The sequence below is a fragment of the Mycobacteroides sp. LB1 genome, assembly GCF_013449725.1.
GTDB lineage: Bacteria > Actinomycetota > Actinomycetes > Mycobacteriales > Mycobacteriaceae > Mycobacterium.
Window position 1 is genome coordinate 1898929 of sequence record NZ_JACCFF010000001.1, and the last position, 18507, is coordinate 1917435.

20 protein-coding genes are annotated in these 18507 nt (G+C 63.4%); 2 read left to right on the forward strand and 18 right to left on the reverse strand.

From position 1 onward, the window contains the following. Positions 1-93: 93 nt before the first annotated feature. The gene (gene fadD5 / locus MLB1_RS09210) at positions 94-1686 is read right to left on the reverse strand and encodes a fatty-acid--CoA ligase FadD5 (RefSeq protein WP_180749334.1); all 1593 of its coding nucleotides are present in this window, start codon (positions 1684-1686) and stop codon (positions 94-96) included. A gap of 11 nt (positions 1687-1697) precedes the next feature. After that, positions 1698-2504: an enoyl-CoA hydratase gene (locus tag MLB1_RS09215; RefSeq protein ID WP_180749335.1), complete on the reverse strand. Its 807-nt coding sequence runs from the start codon at positions 2502-2504 to the stop codon at positions 1698-1700. A gap of 104 nt (positions 2505-2608) precedes the next feature. Here MLB1_RS09215 and MLB1_RS09220 point away from each other — a divergent pair, with 104 nt between their 5' ends. Further along, positions 2609-3274, forward strand: coding sequence for a GntR family transcriptional regulator (locus tag MLB1_RS09220; RefSeq protein WP_180749336.1), 666 nt, complete (start codon positions 2609-2611; stop codon positions 3272-3274). Here the strand turns inward: MLB1_RS09220 and MLB1_RS09225 are convergent. The 3 genes from MLB1_RS09225 to MLB1_RS09235 are packed head-to-tail and all read right to left on the reverse strand — an operon-like array spanning position 3254 to position 5385. Next, positions 3254-3775, reverse strand: coding sequence for an SRPBCC family protein (locus MLB1_RS09225; protein ID WP_255485628.1), 522 nt, complete (start codon positions 3773-3775; stop codon positions 3254-3256). The genes MLB1_RS09220 and MLB1_RS09225 overlap by 21 nt on opposite strands. Positions 3776-3779: 4 nt before the next feature. Beyond that, a complete protein-coding gene (locus tag MLB1_RS09230) occupies positions 3780-4682 on the reverse strand; it encodes an alpha/beta fold hydrolase (RefSeq protein WP_180749337.1) in 903 nt (300 codons plus the stop codon). Positions 4683-4689: 7 nt separating this feature from the next. Next, a complete protein-coding gene (locus MLB1_RS09235; protein WP_180749338.1) occupies positions 4690-5385 on the reverse strand; it encodes a TetR/AcrR family transcriptional regulator in 696 nt (231 codons plus the stop codon). A gap of 152 nt (positions 5386-5537) precedes the next feature. On the opposite strand from MLB1_RS09235, the gene MLB1_RS09240 reads away from it, so the two are divergent. Further along, complete coding sequence (locus tag MLB1_RS09240; RefSeq protein WP_180749339.1) at positions 5538-6683, forward strand: low temperature requirement protein A; 1146 nt, start codon at positions 5538-5540, stop codon at positions 6681-6683. On the opposite strand, the gene MLB1_RS09245 is transcribed toward MLB1_RS09240, so the two are convergent. The 13 genes from MLB1_RS09245 to MLB1_RS09305 all read right to left on the reverse strand — a co-directional run bounded on the left by MLB1_RS09245 (position 6680) and on the right by MLB1_RS09305 (position 18486). Continuing rightward, a complete protein-coding gene (locus MLB1_RS09245; RefSeq protein WP_180749792.1) occupies positions 6680-7069 on the reverse strand; it encodes a hypothetical protein in 390 nt (129 codons plus the stop codon). The two genes, MLB1_RS09240 and MLB1_RS09245, sit on opposite strands and share 4 nt — an antisense overlap. Positions 7070-7156: 87 nt before the next feature. Then, positions 7157-8590: an NAD(P)(+) transhydrogenase (Re/Si-specific) subunit beta gene (locus tag MLB1_RS09250; protein WP_180749340.1), complete on the reverse strand. Its 1434-nt coding sequence runs from the start codon at positions 8588-8590 to the stop codon at positions 7157-7159. Next, positions 8587-8910, reverse strand: coding sequence for an NAD(P) transhydrogenase subunit alpha (locus tag MLB1_RS09255; RefSeq protein ID WP_180749341.1), 324 nt, complete (start codon positions 8908-8910; stop codon positions 8587-8589). The genes MLB1_RS09250 and MLB1_RS09255 overlap by 4 nt, the downstream gene beginning before the upstream one ends. Before the next feature lie 3 nt (positions 8911-8913). Beyond that, positions 8914-10011, reverse strand: coding sequence for a Re/Si-specific NAD(P)(+) transhydrogenase subunit alpha (locus MLB1_RS09260; RefSeq protein WP_180749342.1), 1098 nt, complete (start codon positions 10009-10011; stop codon positions 8914-8916). 121 nt (positions 10012-10132) lie between these two features. Next, entirely contained in the window at positions 10133-11158 is a 1026-nt protein-coding gene (locus MLB1_RS09265) for a glutathione S-transferase C-terminal domain-containing protein (RefSeq protein WP_180749343.1), read from the reverse strand. Between the two features lie 41 nt (positions 11159-11199). Continuing rightward, positions 11200-11874 carry a hypothetical protein gene (locus MLB1_RS09270; protein ID WP_180749344.1) on the reverse strand — a complete coding sequence of 225 codons (675 nt, stop codon included), beginning with the start codon at positions 11872-11874 and terminating at the stop codon, positions 11200-11202. Beyond that, positions 11871-13451, reverse strand: coding sequence for a hypothetical protein (locus tag MLB1_RS09275; protein ID WP_180749345.1), 1581 nt, complete (start codon positions 13449-13451; stop codon positions 11871-11873). Before MLB1_RS09275 ends, MLB1_RS09270 begins: the two co-directional genes overlap by 4 nt. A 13-nt stretch (positions 13452-13464) precedes the next feature. After that, positions 13465-13761 (reverse strand): hypothetical protein, encoded by a 297-nt coding sequence (locus tag MLB1_RS09280; RefSeq protein WP_180749346.1) that lies wholly within the window; start codon positions 13759-13761, stop codon positions 13465-13467. A 78-nt stretch (positions 13762-13839) separates the two neighbouring features. Next, a complete protein-coding gene (locus tag MLB1_RS09285; RefSeq protein WP_180749347.1) occupies positions 13840-14763 on the reverse strand; it encodes a class I SAM-dependent methyltransferase in 924 nt (307 codons plus the stop codon). Between the two features lie 12 nt (positions 14764-14775). Continuing rightward, a complete protein-coding gene (locus MLB1_RS09290) occupies positions 14776-15702 on the reverse strand; it encodes a class I SAM-dependent methyltransferase (RefSeq protein ID WP_180749348.1) in 927 nt (308 codons plus the stop codon). Between the two features lie 9 nt (positions 15703-15711). After that, entirely contained in the window at positions 15712-16593 is an 882-nt protein-coding gene (locus tag MLB1_RS09295; RefSeq protein ID WP_180749349.1) for an SAM-dependent methyltransferase, read from the reverse strand. Positions 16594-16595: 2 nt separating this feature from the next. Next, positions 16596-17528: a class I SAM-dependent methyltransferase gene (locus MLB1_RS09300; protein ID WP_180749350.1), complete on the reverse strand. Its 933-nt coding sequence runs from the start codon at positions 17526-17528 to the stop codon at positions 16596-16598. 199 nt (positions 17529-17727) lie between these two features. Continuing rightward, positions 17728-18486: a crotonase/enoyl-CoA hydratase family protein gene (locus MLB1_RS09305; RefSeq protein WP_180749351.1), complete on the reverse strand. Its 759-nt coding sequence runs from the start codon at positions 18484-18486 to the stop codon at positions 17728-17730. Between the last annotated feature and the right edge of the window lie 21 nt (positions 18487-18507).

Sequence of the window (18507 nt, forward strand, 5' to 3'; positions counted from 1 at the left end):
ACAGGAATGTACACTCCGTACAGTTCTACGTACGAAGCTTCGCCAAAATTATCTGAATCTGGATTCATATTTGCTGTGGCCGACTGGTTCCCGCTACGTCCCGGATCCGAACTGCTGTCGCAGCTCGGTCTTCAGGACCTTGCCCGACGGATTACGCGGTAACGCATCCACGACCACGAGGTCCTTGGGGTGCTTGTACCGGGCCAGCCGTTCGGTGAGAAAACCATCGAGATCACCGATCGTGAGCGCCTCCCCGCGGATGGCCGCCACGGCGACCGGCACCTCGCCCCACTTCTCATGTGGCCTGCCGATCACCGCCACCTCAGTGATCTGCTCATGCTCGGCGAGCGCGTTCTCTACCTCCGCGCAGTAGATGTTCTCTCCGCCGGAGATGATCATGTCCTTCTTGCGGTCCACGACCCACACGAAACCGTCCGAGTCCTGGCGGACCAGGTCGCCCGAGTGGAACCAACCACCCGTGAAGGCGTCGGCGGTGGCCTCGGGGTTATTCCAGTAGCCCTGCATCAGGGTGGGCGCCCGGTAGACGATCTCCCCGACCTCACCGACCGGCACATCGTTCATGTTCTCGTCGACGACCCGCGCCGATACCGTGGGGATCACCCGGCCGACGGAACCCATCTTCCTGATTGCGTCCTCCCCCATGAGCATGCAGGTGACCGGCGACATCTCGGTCTGCCCGAACGCGGCCAGGATCCTCGCGTCGGGGAATGCCTCGGACATCGTCCGCAGCAACACATCACTGGCCGGTGCCGCTCCCCAGGAGAGCGTCTTGAGCTTGACCTTGCGTGGGTTTGCTCGCTGTGCCGCACACACCGCCTGCCACTGTGCCGGAACCAGGAAGATCCCCGTGACACCCTCGGACTCCAAGACGTCCAACAAAGCTCCGGGATCAAACGCACCGAGCGGGTGAATGACCGTGGGCAACCCAAGCAGCAACCCGGTGATCATGTTCCCCACACCCGCGATATGGAACATGGGGACGCCGATGAAGCCCACATCCGAGTTCAGGTCGACGGCGGTGCTCAACAGGTAGGTCATCGCCTGGCCCGACAGATTGAGGTGCGTCAGTACGGCCCCCTTGGGACGACCCGTCGTCCCGGAGGTGTACATGATGAGCGCGGGGGTATCACCGGGCAGATCCACCTCAGCATGTGCCTCGCCTTCTTCGGCGATGACCTCTTCGTATCCAAGAGCACCGTCCTCGGTCTCCGAGCCGGCAACGATCACCGTCTCCAAGGCGGGCACCTGCTGGCGGACCGCGGCCGCCACCGGCGCCAGCACCGTCTCGGTGATGGCCACCTTGGCCCCGCTGTTCTCGACCAGGAACGCGACCTCTGACGGAGTCATACGGAAGTTCACCGGGATCGCGATGGCGCCGAGTTCGTTGATGGCCAGCCATGATTCGACATACTCGGGACGGTTGAGCATGAGGATCAGGACACGGTCCCCGAACCCGACGCCGCGCCGGGCCAGCGCGTCGGCGAGCGATTGCACACGCTGATTGAGCTCAGCCCACGAGATATTGCGCCCGAGATACCGGATAGCAGTGGCATTGGGTTGCATGAGCGCATGCCGGGCCAGCTGGTTACACCAGTTCTGGCGCCGTGCGCGGTAAGGCTGGTCGAGACTGGTGGACTGGGCGGTCACGTCGATCGTGTCGGTCACTGACTCTCCTACTAACTGAAGTTGGGGCGACGGCCCTCGAGAAAGGCGGCGAAGCCTTCTTGCGCGTCGGGTGAGGTCAACAGCTCGATCTGCCCCTCGCGTTCACGGGCGATGGCCTCGTCGAACAGCTTGAGCGACACCGAGTTCATGGCTTCCTTGGTCAGCTGCATCGCCCGACGGGAACCATGGGCAAGCCTTCGCGCCGACTTGTCGACGCGATCACGCAACTGGTCTCCGGGCAGCACTTCGTTGACCAGCCCCGCCGTGAAAGCTTCCGTGGCGTTGAGGGGCTGGGCCAGCAGCGCCATCGCATTGGCCTTCACGCGGCCAACGGAGGCCGAGACCAACGCGCTCGATCCGCCATCGGGCATGAGCCCGATGTTGGCGAAGGCCAGCAGGAAGAAGGCTGTGTCGGCGGCGTAGACCAGGTCGCACGCCAGGCCCACCGAGGCGCCGATACCAGCAGCCGCGCCCGTGACCTCTGCGACGGTGGGTACCGGGCAGTTCAGGACCGCACGCACCAATCGCTCGGCGTTGTCCATGGTCAGTTCGGCGGCTTGTAGCGGCGTGAGGTCTCCGGATCCCGCCGCCAACTCGGTGACATCGGCCCCCGCAGTGAAGGCACTCCCGGGGGCGCCACCGCTGATGACGACGACACGGACGTCGTCACGTCCGGGGACGGACTCCAAGGCTTCCACGAGGCCGGCGGTGGCCGCGGCGTTGAGTGCATTCATCCGATCAGGCCTGGTGAACGTGATCCGCATGATGCCGCCGTCGACGGTTACATCGGGTGCGCCGACAGATTCATGGGGACTCAACTCAATGCCTCCTGGGGTTGTCGCTTCGTCGCGTCCGGTCAAATATATTTGATATGACTTTAGATGCAAGCGCGTCACCAACAACGGAAAAGGAGGCAGATCGGATGAACTCTCCCCGGACGCAGACCCGTGAGATCCGTAGGCCGCAGTTATCCGAGGAAGTTGCCAGCCGGCTCCGTGCATCGATCATGACCGGCGAACTGCGTGCCGGCGAGTACATCCGGATGGACGAGACGGCCGCCCAGTTGGGTGTCAGCGTCACACCCGTACGCGAGGCGTTGCTGACATTGCGCGGTGAAGGACTGGTGAGCGCCGTCCCGCATCGCGGCTATGCGGTTGCCTCGATGAGTCGGGCCGATATCAAGGACATCTTCGCGTTGCAGGCGCATCTTGCGGTGGAGCTTGCAAAGACGGCCGCCGAGTGCATCACCCCGGAGCAGATCGACACCCTGGCCGATCTCAACGACGCACTCCGGAATGCCGATTCGCCCGAATCAATTTCATTCTCGGAGTTCGAGTTCCACCGATTTCTCAATCATGTGGCGGACCGTCCCAAACTGGCGTGGTTCTTGCTGCAGGCGACGCGATACACCCCGCACCCGCTGTTCGCTTCCGATCCCGCGTGGGCGCGGTACGCGGTGGAGACACACGACAAGCTCATCGCGGCACTACGCGCGGGAGACACCGCCGAGGTGACTGCGCAAACCGAGGTTCAGTTCATCGACGGCGCACGCCGATTGATCGAATACCTAGACCGTGCCGGGAGGTAGGGGCGGCGGTGCGTAACCGGGGCTGACGGGCGCTGCCGGTGCCGGCACCGGCGGCGCGATGGCTCCCGACGCGATTTGCTCGGCTCGGGTTTTCAGGCCCTCGGCCAGATGTTCGAGGACCTGGTTGGCGAGCTTCTTCACCATCGGCTTGGGGATCGGCAGCTTGGTTTCGACATCCATATCGACCGTAAGCAGGCAGGTGGGCCCCATTGGGACGATAGAGAACGTCTGCTCCTGCTTCTCGAAGATGTCGCTCTCCAGCAGCCGCGTCGCCACCTGAGCGGCGTTGAGGTACGCGATCTCGGCGACGTTGGTCGAGGACATACCGCTGGTCTCCACCTTCAGGCGCACGATGCGGGGGCGGCCGTCCGGAAGGCGCTCCAGGATATCGACGCTGGTGATCTCCTTGTTCCACTCCGGGTAGGCCTCGTAGTTGGTGACGATGGAAACGATCACCTGAGGCGGCGCGACCACCTCGACGGTCTGACTAACGACTGGCATTGGCTCACTCTACCTTCGGTGATGCGGCACCCAAGAATTCCGATACGAGCGCATACACCTCGTCGGGGCGTTCGAGATGCACGAAATGTCCGCCGCCATCAATGATTTCAACGCTGCGATCGGTCAGATCCCGGCGCGCCGACTCGACCAACCCCACGGTCATGCAGCCGTCGGTACGGCCGTGCAGATAGAGCACGGGGGTCCGCGCACCGTCGAGCAGTGACCGTTGCGTCTTCCAGTACTTGCGCGACGGGAATAGTGCCCGTCGAATATTGGCGCGGTAATAGCCAAGAACAGCTCGCCGACTGCCTGCCTGCAACATCGATTCACCCGTGTGGAGCAGGTCGGTGCGTGCGTCGTATCCCGGCGACCAGCGGCGCCAGTACAACCGAATGAGCCACGGCAACAGCAACTCCGGCAGCACCGGCAGCTGGTGGAAGATGGTGTACCAACTGAATGCCAGTTGCTTGAGCACAACCGCCGGTTTCGACAACATGGCGGACCCAAGAACTTCGAATGGCGGCACGGCCATAGTGACGATACGAGCGAACGGCGACGAACCGCTGCGGGCGAGGGCGTTGCCGACCAGTGCGCCCCAGTCGTGACCGATGTACACCGCGCGCTCGTCGCCGCCCAGCACCGTGTGGATGTCGAGAACATCCTGCATCAGCGCGCCCAGCCCATACTCGGCGTCTGCCGGTATTTCACTGGGCGCGTAACCACGGGTGAAGGGCGCCACCACACGCCATCCGTCGGCGGCCAGCTTGGGGCCGAGGAGACGCCAGGTGTGAGCCGAGTCCGGAAATCCGTGTCCGCAGATCGCCAGCGGACCGTCCTGCGGACCCCAGGTCAATGCCCGCAATCTGACGTTGGGCAGGTCCAGGGTCAGCGTGGGATCGGCGACCACTCGCCGTCTACCGGGTGCCGTCTGACGAGGGCACCGACGCCGCCGTCGCCACACCAAGCGGATCGTTGATCCGCGTTGCCTCGTCCCGAATCAGCCCCCGCAACAGCGTGGTGCTGAACTCCACGGCGATCTCCTGGGCGCTGCGGCGGCCGCTCGGATTGAGCCAGCGGTAGGAGCCCAGGACCATTCCGATGTAACCGAGCGCCATGACATGCGAGTCGCACTCGACGAACTCACGACTGGAGATGCCTCGCTCGATGATGTTCTGAACCCGTTCCTGCACCATGTCTTCGCGCTTACGGATCTCGGCAACCTGTTCGGGTGACAGCCACTCCGAGAGGAACGGGTTCTCCTGGAAGTACACCGCGCCCTGCTCACGATTCGAGAAGATGAGCCCGAGCATCCGGCTGGTGCATTGGTACAGCGACTCACGTGCCGTCCACCTTGAGTCGTCCTGCAAGCAGGCGAGAGTCTCCTCGGCCGCCTTGAAGTAGATCTCGTACAGGATCAATGCCTTGGACGCGAAGTAGTGGTACACCGTGGCCTTGTTCAGGCCCGCAACATCGGCGATATCGTCCATCCGGGTGCCGTGATAGCCGCGGGCGGCGAACAACTTGGACGCCACAGCCACCAATTCCTCGCGACGGCCGGCACGGCGCTGCGATGAGCTGCCTGCCTTTGTAGCCTCGGGCACCGGTTGCATGGTGCCTCACTATATGCGCAGGGTTTCCGTGCGCATACGAAATCCCGATCAACTGGTTGGATTAGTGGGGCGTCATGTTCGCCGGCTCCGCCGCCATCTGCACGTTAAGCTGCCCACGTCCGCCGCTCTACCGACCCCAAGTAGGTAACCACATGACCAGTGGCCTGCGGGCCATGGTGGCACGCGATCCAGCACAGCCGCATCGCGCGTCCACCCCGCTAGAACTGCTTTTCGACCTTGTCTTCGTGGTCGCGGTGTCGCGCGCCTCCGGAACCCTGCACCACTTCTGGGCCGAGGGTCATTTCGCCGAGGGGCTCGCCGGGTACGCGATCGGCTTCTTCGCGATCTGGTGGGCGTGGATGAACTTCACCTGGTTCGCCAGTGCCTTCGATACGGACGACTGGCTGTATCGGGTGACCGTATTCGTCCAGATGGCCGGGGCGCTCACCGTCGCGGCCGGTGTCGAGCGGGCGATGACCGGGGCCGACTTCGGTATCGCCATCGGCGGGTACGTGCTCATGCGTATCGCCGCGGGCAGTCAATGGGTGCGCGCGGCCATCAGCGACCCCACCATGCGCGCCACCTGCCTGCGCTATGTGGCAGGCATCACCGCCGTGCAAGCCGCATGGGTGTGCTGGGGACTGTTCGCACCGGAACATCTGCGCATACCGCTGTTCCTGGTGATCGCCCTCGCCGATATTTCGGTGCCATGGTTCTCCGAACGCGTCGCCCCCACCACATGGCATCCCGAGCACATCGCCGAACGCTACGGCTTGTTCACCCTGATCGTGCTCGGCGAGTCCATCCTGGCCTCCGCGAACTCGATCATCGGCGGCGCCGAGGAAGCCGAGAATTACACAACCATGATCGGTATCGCGGCATCGGCCTTGGTCATCGTCGCCGCAGTGTGGTGGATCTACTTCGATCAGGAGCAGGAGTGCAAGGATGCATCACTGCGGTCGACCCTGCTGTGGGGCTACAGCCACTACTTCATCTTCGGCGCGGTCGCCGCGCTGTCTGCGGGGTTCGAAATCGCAGTCGATGAGGGACTGGACAAGAGTCACCTAAGTCCTACTGTCGGCGCCTTCACCGCCACGGTGCCCTTCGCCATCTATCTGGTACTGGCATGGCTGGTGCTGCTCCTGCGACGCCGCGACACCATCCTGAACATCGGGCTACCGGCTATTGCCGTTGCGGCGGTCGCCATTTCGCCACTACCGCATCCGCTGTACTGGCTTGCCGGGTTGGCCGCGTTGGCCGCCGCCCTGGTGACCTGGCGGCGCATCGAGGATGCCTAGCCGCCAGGGATCGGGCAGACCGCTTCCAACGCCGCCATGGCGTTTATCGCGTTAGCCATCTCTTCACCGGGTGGCTCAAGCACGCCGTCTACAGAGGTCGCGGCAGCCATCACCGTGGCGTAGTGCTCCGCGGCAGCCCCGGCATCCAGTGCCCGGTCACGCACCGTCAGGTCTTCGGTACCGCCCGCGGCCGTCCGGAGCAGCGCGGCTATCGCGTGATTTCGCGCGACGGCCGTCTGACGAACCGCTACCCCGTTCTCCTGTGACAGCCCCCGAATCTGTACCCGCGCCCGATCCACTGAGGCGCAATCATGCGGCGCCGCAGCAGCCATTGCGGGAGTCATCAACACGCACGCCCCGATAACGACCGCCAGCATCCCGCGCATAGACATCTTCATACGCCGAATGCGAGCTACGCGCGGATTTCCCACTGGATTTCCGCACGCAGCTCGCACTCGATGACGTTGGTTGCGCTACAGCGCCTTCAGTTCCTCGGTAACCTCGGCCACCGATTTCTTGGCGTCGCCGAACAGCATCGAGGTCTTGTCACCGAAGAACAGCGGGTTCTCGATGCCGGCGTATCCGGATGACATCGAGCGCTTGAGCACGATGACCGACCGCGCCTCATCAACGTTGAGGATCGGCATGCCGTAAATGGGGCTCGAAGGATCGTTGCGCGCCGCCGGGTTGGTGACGTCGTTGGCACCGATCACGATGGCGACATCGGTGCGGCTGAATTCGCCGTTGATATCGTCCATTTCCTTCATGGCGTCGTACTCGACATCGGCCTCGGCAAGCAGGACGTTCATGTGTCCGGGCATACGGCCCGCCACCGGGTGGATGGCGTACTTGACCTCGACACCCTTGGCTTCCAGCAGACTGGCCATCTCTTTGACCGCATGCTGAGCCTGCGCAACAGCCAGGCCGTAACCGGGGATCACGATCACCTGGTTGGCGTAGGCCATCTGGATGGCGGCATCGGCGGCACTGGTGGCCTTGACGGTGCCCTGCTCGCCGCCGGGGCCAGCCGCACCGCCGGCATCACCGCCGAAGGAGCCGAACACGATGGCCGGGATAGACCGGTTCATCGCGACGGCCATCAGGTTGGTCAGGATCGAACCCGAGGCGCCCACGATCATGCCCGCCACGATCATGGCGGTGTTATTCAGCGCCAAACCGGCTGCCGCAGCCGACAATCCGGTCAGTGCATTAAGTAGCGAGATGACAACGGGCATATCGGCGCCACCGATCGGGAACACCACGAACAAGCCCATGACACCAGCCAGCACCAGCACAATCACAATCGCCCAGAAGGGGGTGCCCACTCCTGCGTTCAGGCCGATCCACACCGCCGCGGCGACAGCACCGATAAGCAACAGGATGTTGGTGGCCTGGAAGATCTTGGCGGAGGCGACAAGTCGCTTCTCGACGTTCTTCGGAATCGATTCCTGCAGCTTGAGAAATGCAACCAGCGAGCCCCAGAACGACACCGAGCCGATGACGGCGGCGAATAGCGAGCCAATCACAAGTGCAATGGTCGGGTGCTGGTCGCCGCGGAACGTCTTGAACCCGTCGGTCTCGATGAACTCGGTCCACGCGATCAGCGCGACCGTGCCACCGCCGACACCGTTGAACAGCGCGACCAGCTGCGGCATCGCAGTCATTTTGGTCTTCTTGGCCGGCGGGACACCAAGCACGACACCGATCAACAAACCAACGGCGATGAGTATCCAGTTGATCGGGGCGGTATCCCGAACCTTGATCAGGGTCGCGATGACGGCGATCGCCATACCGGTGGCCGCGATCCAGTTGCCGCGAACCGCAGTCTTCGGTCCCGTCAGGCCTGACAGGCCGAGGATGAAAAGTCCGAACGCGAGGATGTAGAGAACTGTGACGAGATAGTTCATTTGTCAGCCGCCTCCGACTTAGGGGCAGCCTTGCGGCCCTTGAACATTCCGAGCATGCGGTCGGTCACCAGGAAGCCGCCGATCACGTTGAGCGTGCCGAAGATCAACGCGACGAACGCAATGATCCGCACACCCCAGTGTGCGTCGGCGGGCAGCTCGCCCAGCACGATCAGCGCGCCGAGGACCACGATGCCGTGAATGGCGTTGGTGCCGGACATCAGCGGGGTGTGCAAGGTGTTGGGCACCTTGGAGATAACGGCGAACCCGACGAACCCGGCCAGAACCAGGATCGCGAGATTGGCCAATAGCTGGTCATACATGAGCTATGCGTCCTCTCTTGCGGCACGGGTCACGCAGGAGGCCGCGACGATCTCATCGTCGAAGTCCGGTGCGAGTGCGCCGTCTGTAATGAGCAGGTCCAGCAGGGTGGTGATGTTCTTCGAGTACAGCTCGCTCGAGTGCTCGGGCATCGTCGCCGGGAGGTTGAGCGGTGAAGCGATGGTGACATCGTGCTTGACGACGGTCTGGCCGGGCTCGGTGAGCTCGCAGTTGCCGCCGGTCTCCCCTGCCAGGTCCACCACTACCGAACCGGGCTTCATGCCCTCGACCGCCGCCGCGGTCACCAGACGGGGTGCGGGACGCCCGGGAACGAGCGCCGTGGTGATGACGACATCGAATCCCTTGATGGCTTCCTCGAGCGCCTTCTGCTGCTGGGCGCGCTCTTCGTCGGTGAGCTCGCGGGCGTAGCCGCCCTCACCGGCCGCGTCGATGCCGAGATCGAGCCACTGTGCGCCCACTGAGCGAACCTGGTCGGCCACCTCGGGACGCACGTCGTAGCCGGTAGCGCGAGCACCGAGCCGCTTGGCGGTCGCCAACGCTTGCAGGCCGGCCACGCCGACACCCAGTACCAGCAGCAGCGCGGGCTTCACGGTTCCGGCCGCGGTGGTGAGCATCGGGAAGAACCGGGTGGACTCCGAGGCCGCCAACAGCACCGCCTTGTATCCGGAAACGTTGGCCTGCGAGGACAGCGCATCCATCACCTGAGCACGGGAGATGCGCGGAATCGCCTCCAGCGCAAAGGCTTGCACACCCGCGCTCTTGAGAGCGCCGATGCTGTTGTCCGCGTTGCGCGGCGCCAGGAAGCCCACGAGGGTCTGCCCCTCGTGCAGGCGAGCGACCTCGGCGGCCGTGGGAGGCGCGACCTTTACGACGATGTCGGCGGACCAGGCGTCGCCCACGGTTGCACCGGCCACGGTGTACAGCTCGTCAGGCAGCAGCGCCCGCTCTCCGGCGCCGCTTTCTATGACGACGTTCACACCCTTGCCAATCAATCCGGCGATCGCCTTCGGCACCAGCGCGACGCGGCGCTCGCCCTCGCCCGATTCGCGGACAACTCCAATAGTGACTGGTTGATCGGTCATCTACTCGCCTTTCACCCTGTGGTGCAGCATGCCGACGGATATTATGGAAAGGCATGCTTGTTAACAAGTCTTCCGTTTTTGTAAATCTTGCAAATGTCATTAACCAGGGCAAGGACCGCCCTCAGTCGATGGCGGTCGCGATGCTCGGCACTCGTTCCGCCTCTAGCGGAGGCCCTGGCGGGGTTCCCTCACCGAACGGGCTGCCACCCAACGCCTGGCGCCCGTGAGGTGTGAGCCAACCGCCCAGATCCGGCCCCTTCGGGACCACGCGCGTGGGATTGATGTCGGCGTGGACCACGTAGTAGTGCTCCTTGATCTGCCCGAAGTCAACAGTGTCGCCAAAGCCCGGCGTCTGATACAGATCGCGCGCGTACGCCCACAGCACAGGCATCTCGGCAAGCTTTTCGCGATTGCATTTGAAGTGCCCGTGATACACCGGATCGAACCGGACCAACGTGGTGAACAGCCGCACATCCGCCTCGGTGATGGTGTCTCCCACGAGATACCGTTGCCCGGCAAGCCTTTCCGATAACCAATCCAAAGCCGTGAACAGCCGGTCGTAGGCCGCGTCGTACTCATCCTGACCGCCGGCGAATCCGCACCGATACACACCGTTGTTCACCTCGGTGTAGACGCGACGGTTCACCTCGTCGATTTCGGTACGCAGCTCTTCCGGGTACAACCGCGGTGCACCGGGGCGGTGGTATTCGGCCCATTCGGTGGAGAAGTCCAGCGTGATCTGCGCGTAGTCATTGGTGATGACTTCTCCCGTGGACTCTTCCACGATCGCAGGCACCGTAATGCCGCGCGGATAGTCCGGGTACCGCTTGAGATAGGCGTCGCGCAGGAAGTGGATGCCCAGGACGGGGTCAACCTCACCGGGGTCAAGATCGAAGGTCCAGCTGCGCGTGTCATGTGTGGGACCGCAAAGCCCCAGTGACAAAACGTTTTCCAGTCCGAGGAGCCTGCGGACGATCAGCGTTCGGTTGGCCCACGGGCAGGCGCGCGCTGAGACTAGTCGGTACCGGCCAGGTTCTACCGAGTAGCCGTCGCGACCGTCCGCGGTGATCCGGGTGTCGATGTAGTTGGTGTCCCGTTTGAATTCACCGGGTTCGACGTACTTGGTGTTCTCGGGAGTCTGGCTCATGCGCTCCAGTCTGGCACCACGAGTCTTTGGGCAGACGAGCTTCAGCGGGCCGATCCGTCAGGTTCACCCTTCTCATTCAGCGGCTGGCCGTGCGCTATTCCCTGGACTACTCCATTGGGAAACGCCGAGGTGGCATTGCGGCCGACCGTGAGCGCACCAGTAGTCGCCAGACACGTGGTGTCAATCGGGATGCTGGGCAGATTCGGCCAGCCCTTGTCCGAGTGATACCGCGCAAAGGCATTGATCTCCATCTTGACGATTCCTTGACCGCCCGGGTCAGGATCGGCGCGATAGACCGTCAGCTGCGCTACCGCGGCATGCTCGGGGTCAGTCGGCGACTTTTCGAGATTCACTTCAATACCCGGCAGTGTTTGAGGCGCATTGACCGATGACATCGGCCGCCCTACCGCGCCACAATGAGCGTAGGTCAGCACCCACCCGTTCTCTAGGGACGTGCGGGTCTCGCGTAAAGCCAATTCCGCCGGATCAGCCGTCGTAGACGACATAGTCCTGACCACCGCCGCACGCGAGATGTTGTTCAGCCCGTTGTACGAGGCGCGGTATACCTCGGCAGGAGCGAGCCAAGCATCCGCCGCCAGCCACGCGGATCGCTTCGCGTCCACATCGTTGGGCTCGAAGATCTCGGGGTGCTTTGGGCATGATGCGGCCAGCACGAAAATCAGCAACAGCACCGGAGAAAGTCTCAGGCCTTTCACTTCGGGATCACCTCACCCCATGGCCGATAGCGCGTTTCGCCGCCGAACGATATTCGGTTGTTGACAAAATCCTCCCTCGGGATCGTCATCCTCTGCCCCGAAGAGGGCTCGTAGATTTCCAGTGAATCGCCCTGGATTCCTGTCACCAAGACAATGTGTCCGTTGACTCCGCTGCCGACGAACAGTGGAACAGACTGCCCGGACTGGACGGCCGCACTGATCGCTTGATAGTCCCCCGACGGGCTCAGCGGATTCGCCGCCTCGAATTGGTACCCACTACCCGGGACGCCAGGACCACCGGGCTTGCCCATCTCGTCCGCGGCGCCACCCGGGGGAGTTCCCAACGACTCGGGCCAGGTGGTACCCCAGCCGGGGACAATCGCGTTATTCGTCAAGTCGTGCATTTTCTTGGCTTCATCCGCGAACCTGGACGTGACCACGGATGCGGTTATCGACTGTCCCGGCTGTGGTGGTTCGGACCCAGCCGCGTCATAGCCCGTGAGTATCTTCATCGCGTACACCGGGTCATTGATCATCTTGGCGACAACAAGCGAGGACGACCCACACGTGGTGCCGTCAGGCTGTAGCAGGACGCCTGGGTTGTTCTTGGCATACTCCACCGGGTCAAGCTCGCGCACCTGTTGATCATCCATGACCGCTAACTTGTCCGAGAAACGTTGCAAAGTACCAATATCCGTATTACGCGCAAGAGCCGAGATGATCCAATTCCGCCGAGCCTCATCTTTCGCGCCATCGAGCATCGCTTGCGCCTTGGCGCGATCCTCCGGACTCATCGCCGCCAGGTTGGCATCGGCCCGTTCCTGTACGCCCGGCCGTAAGCCGGTTCCGTCCTTATGGCCATCCCGATCGTCCTTGACATCGGACCAGTTGTTTACCGAACCGATGGCACCGGCAGCCACCGAGGTGTGGTCGGGCAGTGTGATGCCCTCCACTGCCTTTCCAAGCTCACCCTTGGCCACGTTCACTGCTTTGTCGGCATCGCCGTACGCGCCGGCTAGTTCCTCCACGCCGTGTACGACGTCGCCCACGAGCTTTCGCACATACGGGACCGCATCCCAAGGCGCTTTCGGAATGTTGTGCCAGTCGACATCGTCCTTCAAGGACTTGAACGCGTTATGCCAACGGTCGCGCGCCTTCTCCATCGATCCGCCAAAGGTGTCGAGCGAGCTCGCGACCCCGGTTCCTGCCGGACCTATCGTCGTGGATCGCGTCTTGAAGTTCGCGATACTGGTGCGCGCCTTGTCCCCGGTTGTCTCGCCGTAGGGATCACCAGAGGTCCGTCCCCACACCGATTCCGGGATCGTGTTCTGAGCCTGCTGAACGTCGTTGGCGTGCCACTCGCCCATGGCGGGCGCCATTTCACGCCAGCGCGCTGCCACCTCTCTGACCGTCGCCGGGTCGGGCGGAGGTGGCTCGGTAGCCACGGCGATGACCTTCCGGACGGCACCGACAACCTTCCTGGCAATTGGCCAGACCGTGCTTACGGAGATCTCCCCGATCTGCCGAAGGTCGGCGATTACCTGCTCAAGTTGCTTTTGCGTGTCTCCCAGAGTCATCGCGCACCGGGCCCTAGTTCAGGACCGGGAACTTGACGCCCGCATCGCTCAGATTGCCGGCGTTACGTTGATCCATCTCGACAAGCGCCTTCGTGCACATCCTGATGTTCTGCGAAATCTCTTTCTGCACAGCCGCAACCGTGCCAAGTGCACCTGACACTCGGTTCCGCGCGCCGTTCATCGCATCGCCGAGGTCGCCAAGGTCCTTGCCCTCGGTGGCATGTAATTTTCCCTTGGCGAACTCGACATGCGCGTCTGTCGCGTCGAGCTGCGAGGCGCATTTCTCCGTCGCTACCGGATCGATTTTCATGAGCTCCCCCTCCGAACATGCCCCTCCGGCATGTTAGCCCGGAACGCTATCCCCAACCAGCCCCTGGGGATGAGCCGGCTAGCCGGGCAAAACGGCGGTGAGGTAGTTGCCCTGCTTCACCAGCGCGACAACGTCCTCGGGCAGCTCCGGGATATCCACCCCGTAGGCGGCGGCCAGTTCCAGGGCGTGTGCGCCCTTGACCGTCCAGCCACGAGCGGCCAGCCAGTCCTCGACGTCGGCACGCTCTTCGTCGTAGAACAGTGAGCTGATGTCCACCTTCGACATGGGGTGGCTGTCGTCGGCGTACTTCTTCATGATCTCGCCCCACTTGGCGATATCGGGTGTACCGCGAGTTGCTTCCACGGCGATCTGGCTTCCCGGAGCCGACAATGCGACGACCCGCTCGAACAGCAGATCCTGTGCCGCAGAGGGTAGATAGACGATCAGTCCTTCGGCCGACCACGCGGTCGGAACGTCAGGATCGAAACCCGCGGCAAGCAGCGCCGCAGGCCAGTCGTCACGGAGATCAACAGCGACCTCACGCCGATCGCTCGTGAGCGTGGCACTCTGCTCGGCGAGCACCCGGTCCTTGAACTCCAAAACCTGGGGCTGATCCAGCTCGAAGACCCTGGTGCCCTCCGGCCACAGCAGCCGATGCGCGCGCACGTCCAGCCCGGCCGCCAGGATCACCGCCTGTTTGCAACCGGAATTCGTTGCACTCACAAAGAACTCGTCGAAAAACCTGCTGCGCAATCCGATCTGCCGCATCGCGTTAGTGGGATTCGACGAATCAACGGGATTGTCCAGAAGTCCGATCAGATGCGGTTCGCCCGCGGCGCGCACGAAATGCTCTGCGTACCGATCGCGAACCAAGGGCTCGGGCTGCGTGTTCTCAATCGCGCGCGCCGCGGCCACACCCAGCGCGGTGAACCCGACGCTCGACACGATGTCCCAGGAGTCGCCTTCGCTGCGCGACCAGTCCTTGTCCTCGATGTTGGTCATTATGTGGCCCTTTCAGTCCGACAGCGTGCAAGTCAGGTAGTGCATTGCACCAGCCAGCTCTCTGATGTCCTCGGGAACCTCCGGATACTGCACGCCGTATCGCTCCGCGAGCTGAAACATGTCCAATCCCTGCGTATCCCATCCACGACCGGAGAACCACTCGACGGGCGGCGTCTTCTCCTCGTCGTAGAACAGCTCCGTGATATCGATCTTGCCGAAGGTGTCCTTCTCGGAGCGGTACTTCTGCTCGACCTTGGCGAACTGAGCCATACCCAACGAACCCGCGGGCCCCTCGATAGCGGCGCGGCTACCGGGGGCCGACAGTTCAACCATCCGCTCGAACAGCAGTTCTTGTGCTGCTGCAGGCAGATACGGCAGCAGGCCTTCCGCCGACCACGCGGTGGGCAGACTCGGATCGAATCCGGCCTCCTTCAGCGCGGCGGGCCAGTCATCACGCAGGTCCACCGCGACGGCCCGACGATCACACGTCGGTGAAGCGCCTTGCTCGGAGTACACCCGGTCCTTGAAGGAGAGAACCTCCGGCTGATCCAGTTCGTACACCGTGACGCCGGCCGGCCACGGCAACCGATGCGCCCGCGAGTCCAGCCCCGCGGCCAGAATTACCGCCTGCCGGATGCCGGAGGCCGCGGCGTCCAGGAAGTACTCGTCAAAGAATCGGCTGCGCATGCCCATCCCACGTAAGTATTCGAACGGAGATGCGCGCGGCGCATCGCGTTTCGTTATCGTCTCGATCAAATGGGGTTCACCCGCCGCGAGGATGAAGTGCTTGGCGAACGGGTCGTCTATCAGCGCGTCGGGCCGCTCGCTTTCCACGGCACGCTGTGCGCTTACACCCAGCGCCGTGTAGCCCACACTGGACACGATGTCCCACGAGTCGCCCTCGCTGCGGGTCCAGTTCTTGTCCTCGATATTTGTCATGGAGCCCTCTCAGCTTGTCCGGGTAGCGGTGAAAAACTTAGTGCGAAGCAATGTCTCGAACGAACGCGGTTGCTCGCCGAACGGACGTCCATATCCAACGGCCGCCTTGACGAGATCGATTTCCTTAACAGCCCAGTCTCTTTCGGCAAGCCACAACTTGGTATCGCGTCGGGGATCGTCATACCAGAGCTCGGACACCCGAGGACGGCCCGGAGAATCCGGCGGCATGTCCCGCTCGAATTCCGCGATCTCCCCCGGTCTAGGTCCGAGCTCGGCCGCAATCCAGCTCGCCGGAGCCGACAGCTCGTGCAGCTTCTCGAAGAGTGCGTCCTGCGCCGGGCCGGGCAGATAGGGCAGCAGCCCTTCCAGCGCCCACGCGGTGGGCTGCTGAGCGTCGAATCTCGCCCCCGCCAACGCCTTCGGCCAATCGTCGCGCAGATCAACTGCCACCGGCACTCGGCCGGCGGCCGGGCCCGCATCAACCGCTGCGAGCACCTGATCCTTGAATTCGAGCACCCGCGGCTGGTCCACCTCGAAGACGGTCGTCCCGGTGGGCCAGGGCAATCGGTATGCGCGAGCGTCTAATCCGGCAGCCAGTATCACCACTTGACGAACCCCCGCCCCGGCAGCATCGGCGAAGAAGTTGTCGAAGAATCTGGTTCGCACGCCAACCCACCCTGCATTGGCTCCGGCGAAGCCACTGATATCACCGCTGGCCACGGCCTCGGCAAGATGTGGCTCACCGGCGGCGGCGACGAACCTCTCGGCGTACTCGTCATGTGCCAGTGGCGGATCCAGTTTCGCGTCCAGTGCGCGTGCGGCCGCAACCGCGAGCGCCGTGTAGCCGACGCTTGTGACAATGTCCCAGGTGTCTCCGTCGGTACGCACCATGGCTACGCGCCGAGTACCGCGGTGAAGTACCTGCTCTGCCCCATGGCGTCGGTCAGATCGTGCTCACCGGCCAGCGGAGCCCTGTTGTATCGCTTCAACAGTTCACCCGCAGTGGTCGCCTCGACGGTCCAACCGTGCCCGGTCAGCCATTGCGCCGGATCCTCGCGCTCATCACCGAACCACAGGCTCGACGGCGGCCCATCCTCCTCGACGATGCTCTTGAATATCCGCTGCAGTACGCCGTCGTCCTTCTCCATCGCGTTGGACATCCGGTCCGCCTGGTTTCCGGGAGCACCGAAATCCTCTACGGCAACGCGGCTTCCGGGCGCAGACAAGTTGACGATGCGCTCGAACAGCAGGTCCTGGGCCGCGCCGGGCAGGAAGGGGAGCAGGCCCTCGGCCAGCCATGCCGTCGGCTGCGTGGAATCGAATCCCGCGGCCTTCAGTGCTGCCGGCCAATCGTCACGTAAGTCGACGTGCAGATCATGGACGGTGGCCATGGCCTGCACACCGTGGTCGTCAAGAACCCGAGCCTTGAACTCGAGCACCTTGGGGAGGTCAAGCGCGTAGACGGTGGTGCCCGCTGCCCAGGGCAGACGATATCCACGGACATCGAGTCCGGCCGCCAGGATCACCGCCTGCCGGATACCGGCCTCCCCCGCCGCGAGGAAGAACTCATCGAAGTACTTGGTCCGTGCCCCGAGGTAGCTCGAGAACAGCTGCACATCGGGCTCCTGGGCGACCGCGGGGTCCTCCAGCAGCTCGGAGAAGATCGGCGCCTCAGCCTTGGTCGCGGCGACGAAATGCTGCGCGTAGTCGTCCCGTGCAAGCGGCTCGGGCTTACGCGCCTCCACCGCACGCATCGCGGACACGATGAGCGCAGTAGCGCCCACGCTCGTCACGATGTCCCACGTATCACCTTCGGTTCTGGCCACAGCAGGTCTCCCATCAAAAGCGTGCATGTCAGCTGTGCGTACATTCAAAAGTACTGGTCACAGGCATTTACTAGTGACAAGTTCGCACAACTAACTACAGTACGCCGATTGACTGGGAGCGCCACCGCTCTCCTTTTCGAGAAGAGCGGTGGCTCTCACCTCAGGAGAGCGCGGCACTGCCTCCGCGGAAAAAGTGAAGCTACTTGCCCTTCCAGACGGGCGCGCGCTTCTCGGCGAACGCCTTCGCACCCTCCCTGGCGTCTTCGGACACGAAGATCGGCATGAGGATCTCGCCCTGCTTGGCGAAGGCCTCCTCGGGCGCCCAGCTCGCCGACTCGATCACGATCCGCTTGGTGGCGGCAACGGCCAGCGGGCCGTTCGCGGTGATCTTGGCGGCCAGCTCCAGCGCGGCGTCCAGCGCCTGCCCATCGTCTACGAGCCGGTTGATGAACCCGTACTTGGCGGCATCCTCTGCGGTGAAGGAATCACCGGTCAGCGCCAGCTCCATCGCGACCTGGTACGGGATCCGGTTCGGCAGACGCAGCAGGCCACCGGCACCGGCCACCAAACCCCGCTTGACCTCGGGAATGCCGAACTTAGCGCTCCGGCCCGCCACCACCAGGTCGCAGGACAGCACGAGTTCGGTGCCACCGGCCAGTGCGAAGCCCTCCACCGCGGCGATGATCGGCTTACTCGGCGGCACGTTGGTGAAGCCGAGGCCACGCTCGGACAGCACCGCCTCACCACTCACGAACGCCTTGAGATCCATTCCGGCGCAGAAATTTCCACCCGCACCGGTGATGATGGCGACGGACAGGTCATCGGAGCTGTCCAACTGATCCGCTGCGGCGGCGAGTCCCTGGCTGACTGCCCTGTTGACCGCGTTACGCGCATCCGGACGATTGATGGTGATCAGCAGGACACGGTCACGCTGTTCGATCAGGACTTCGTCGGCCATGGCATTCCTCTGGGTAGTGAG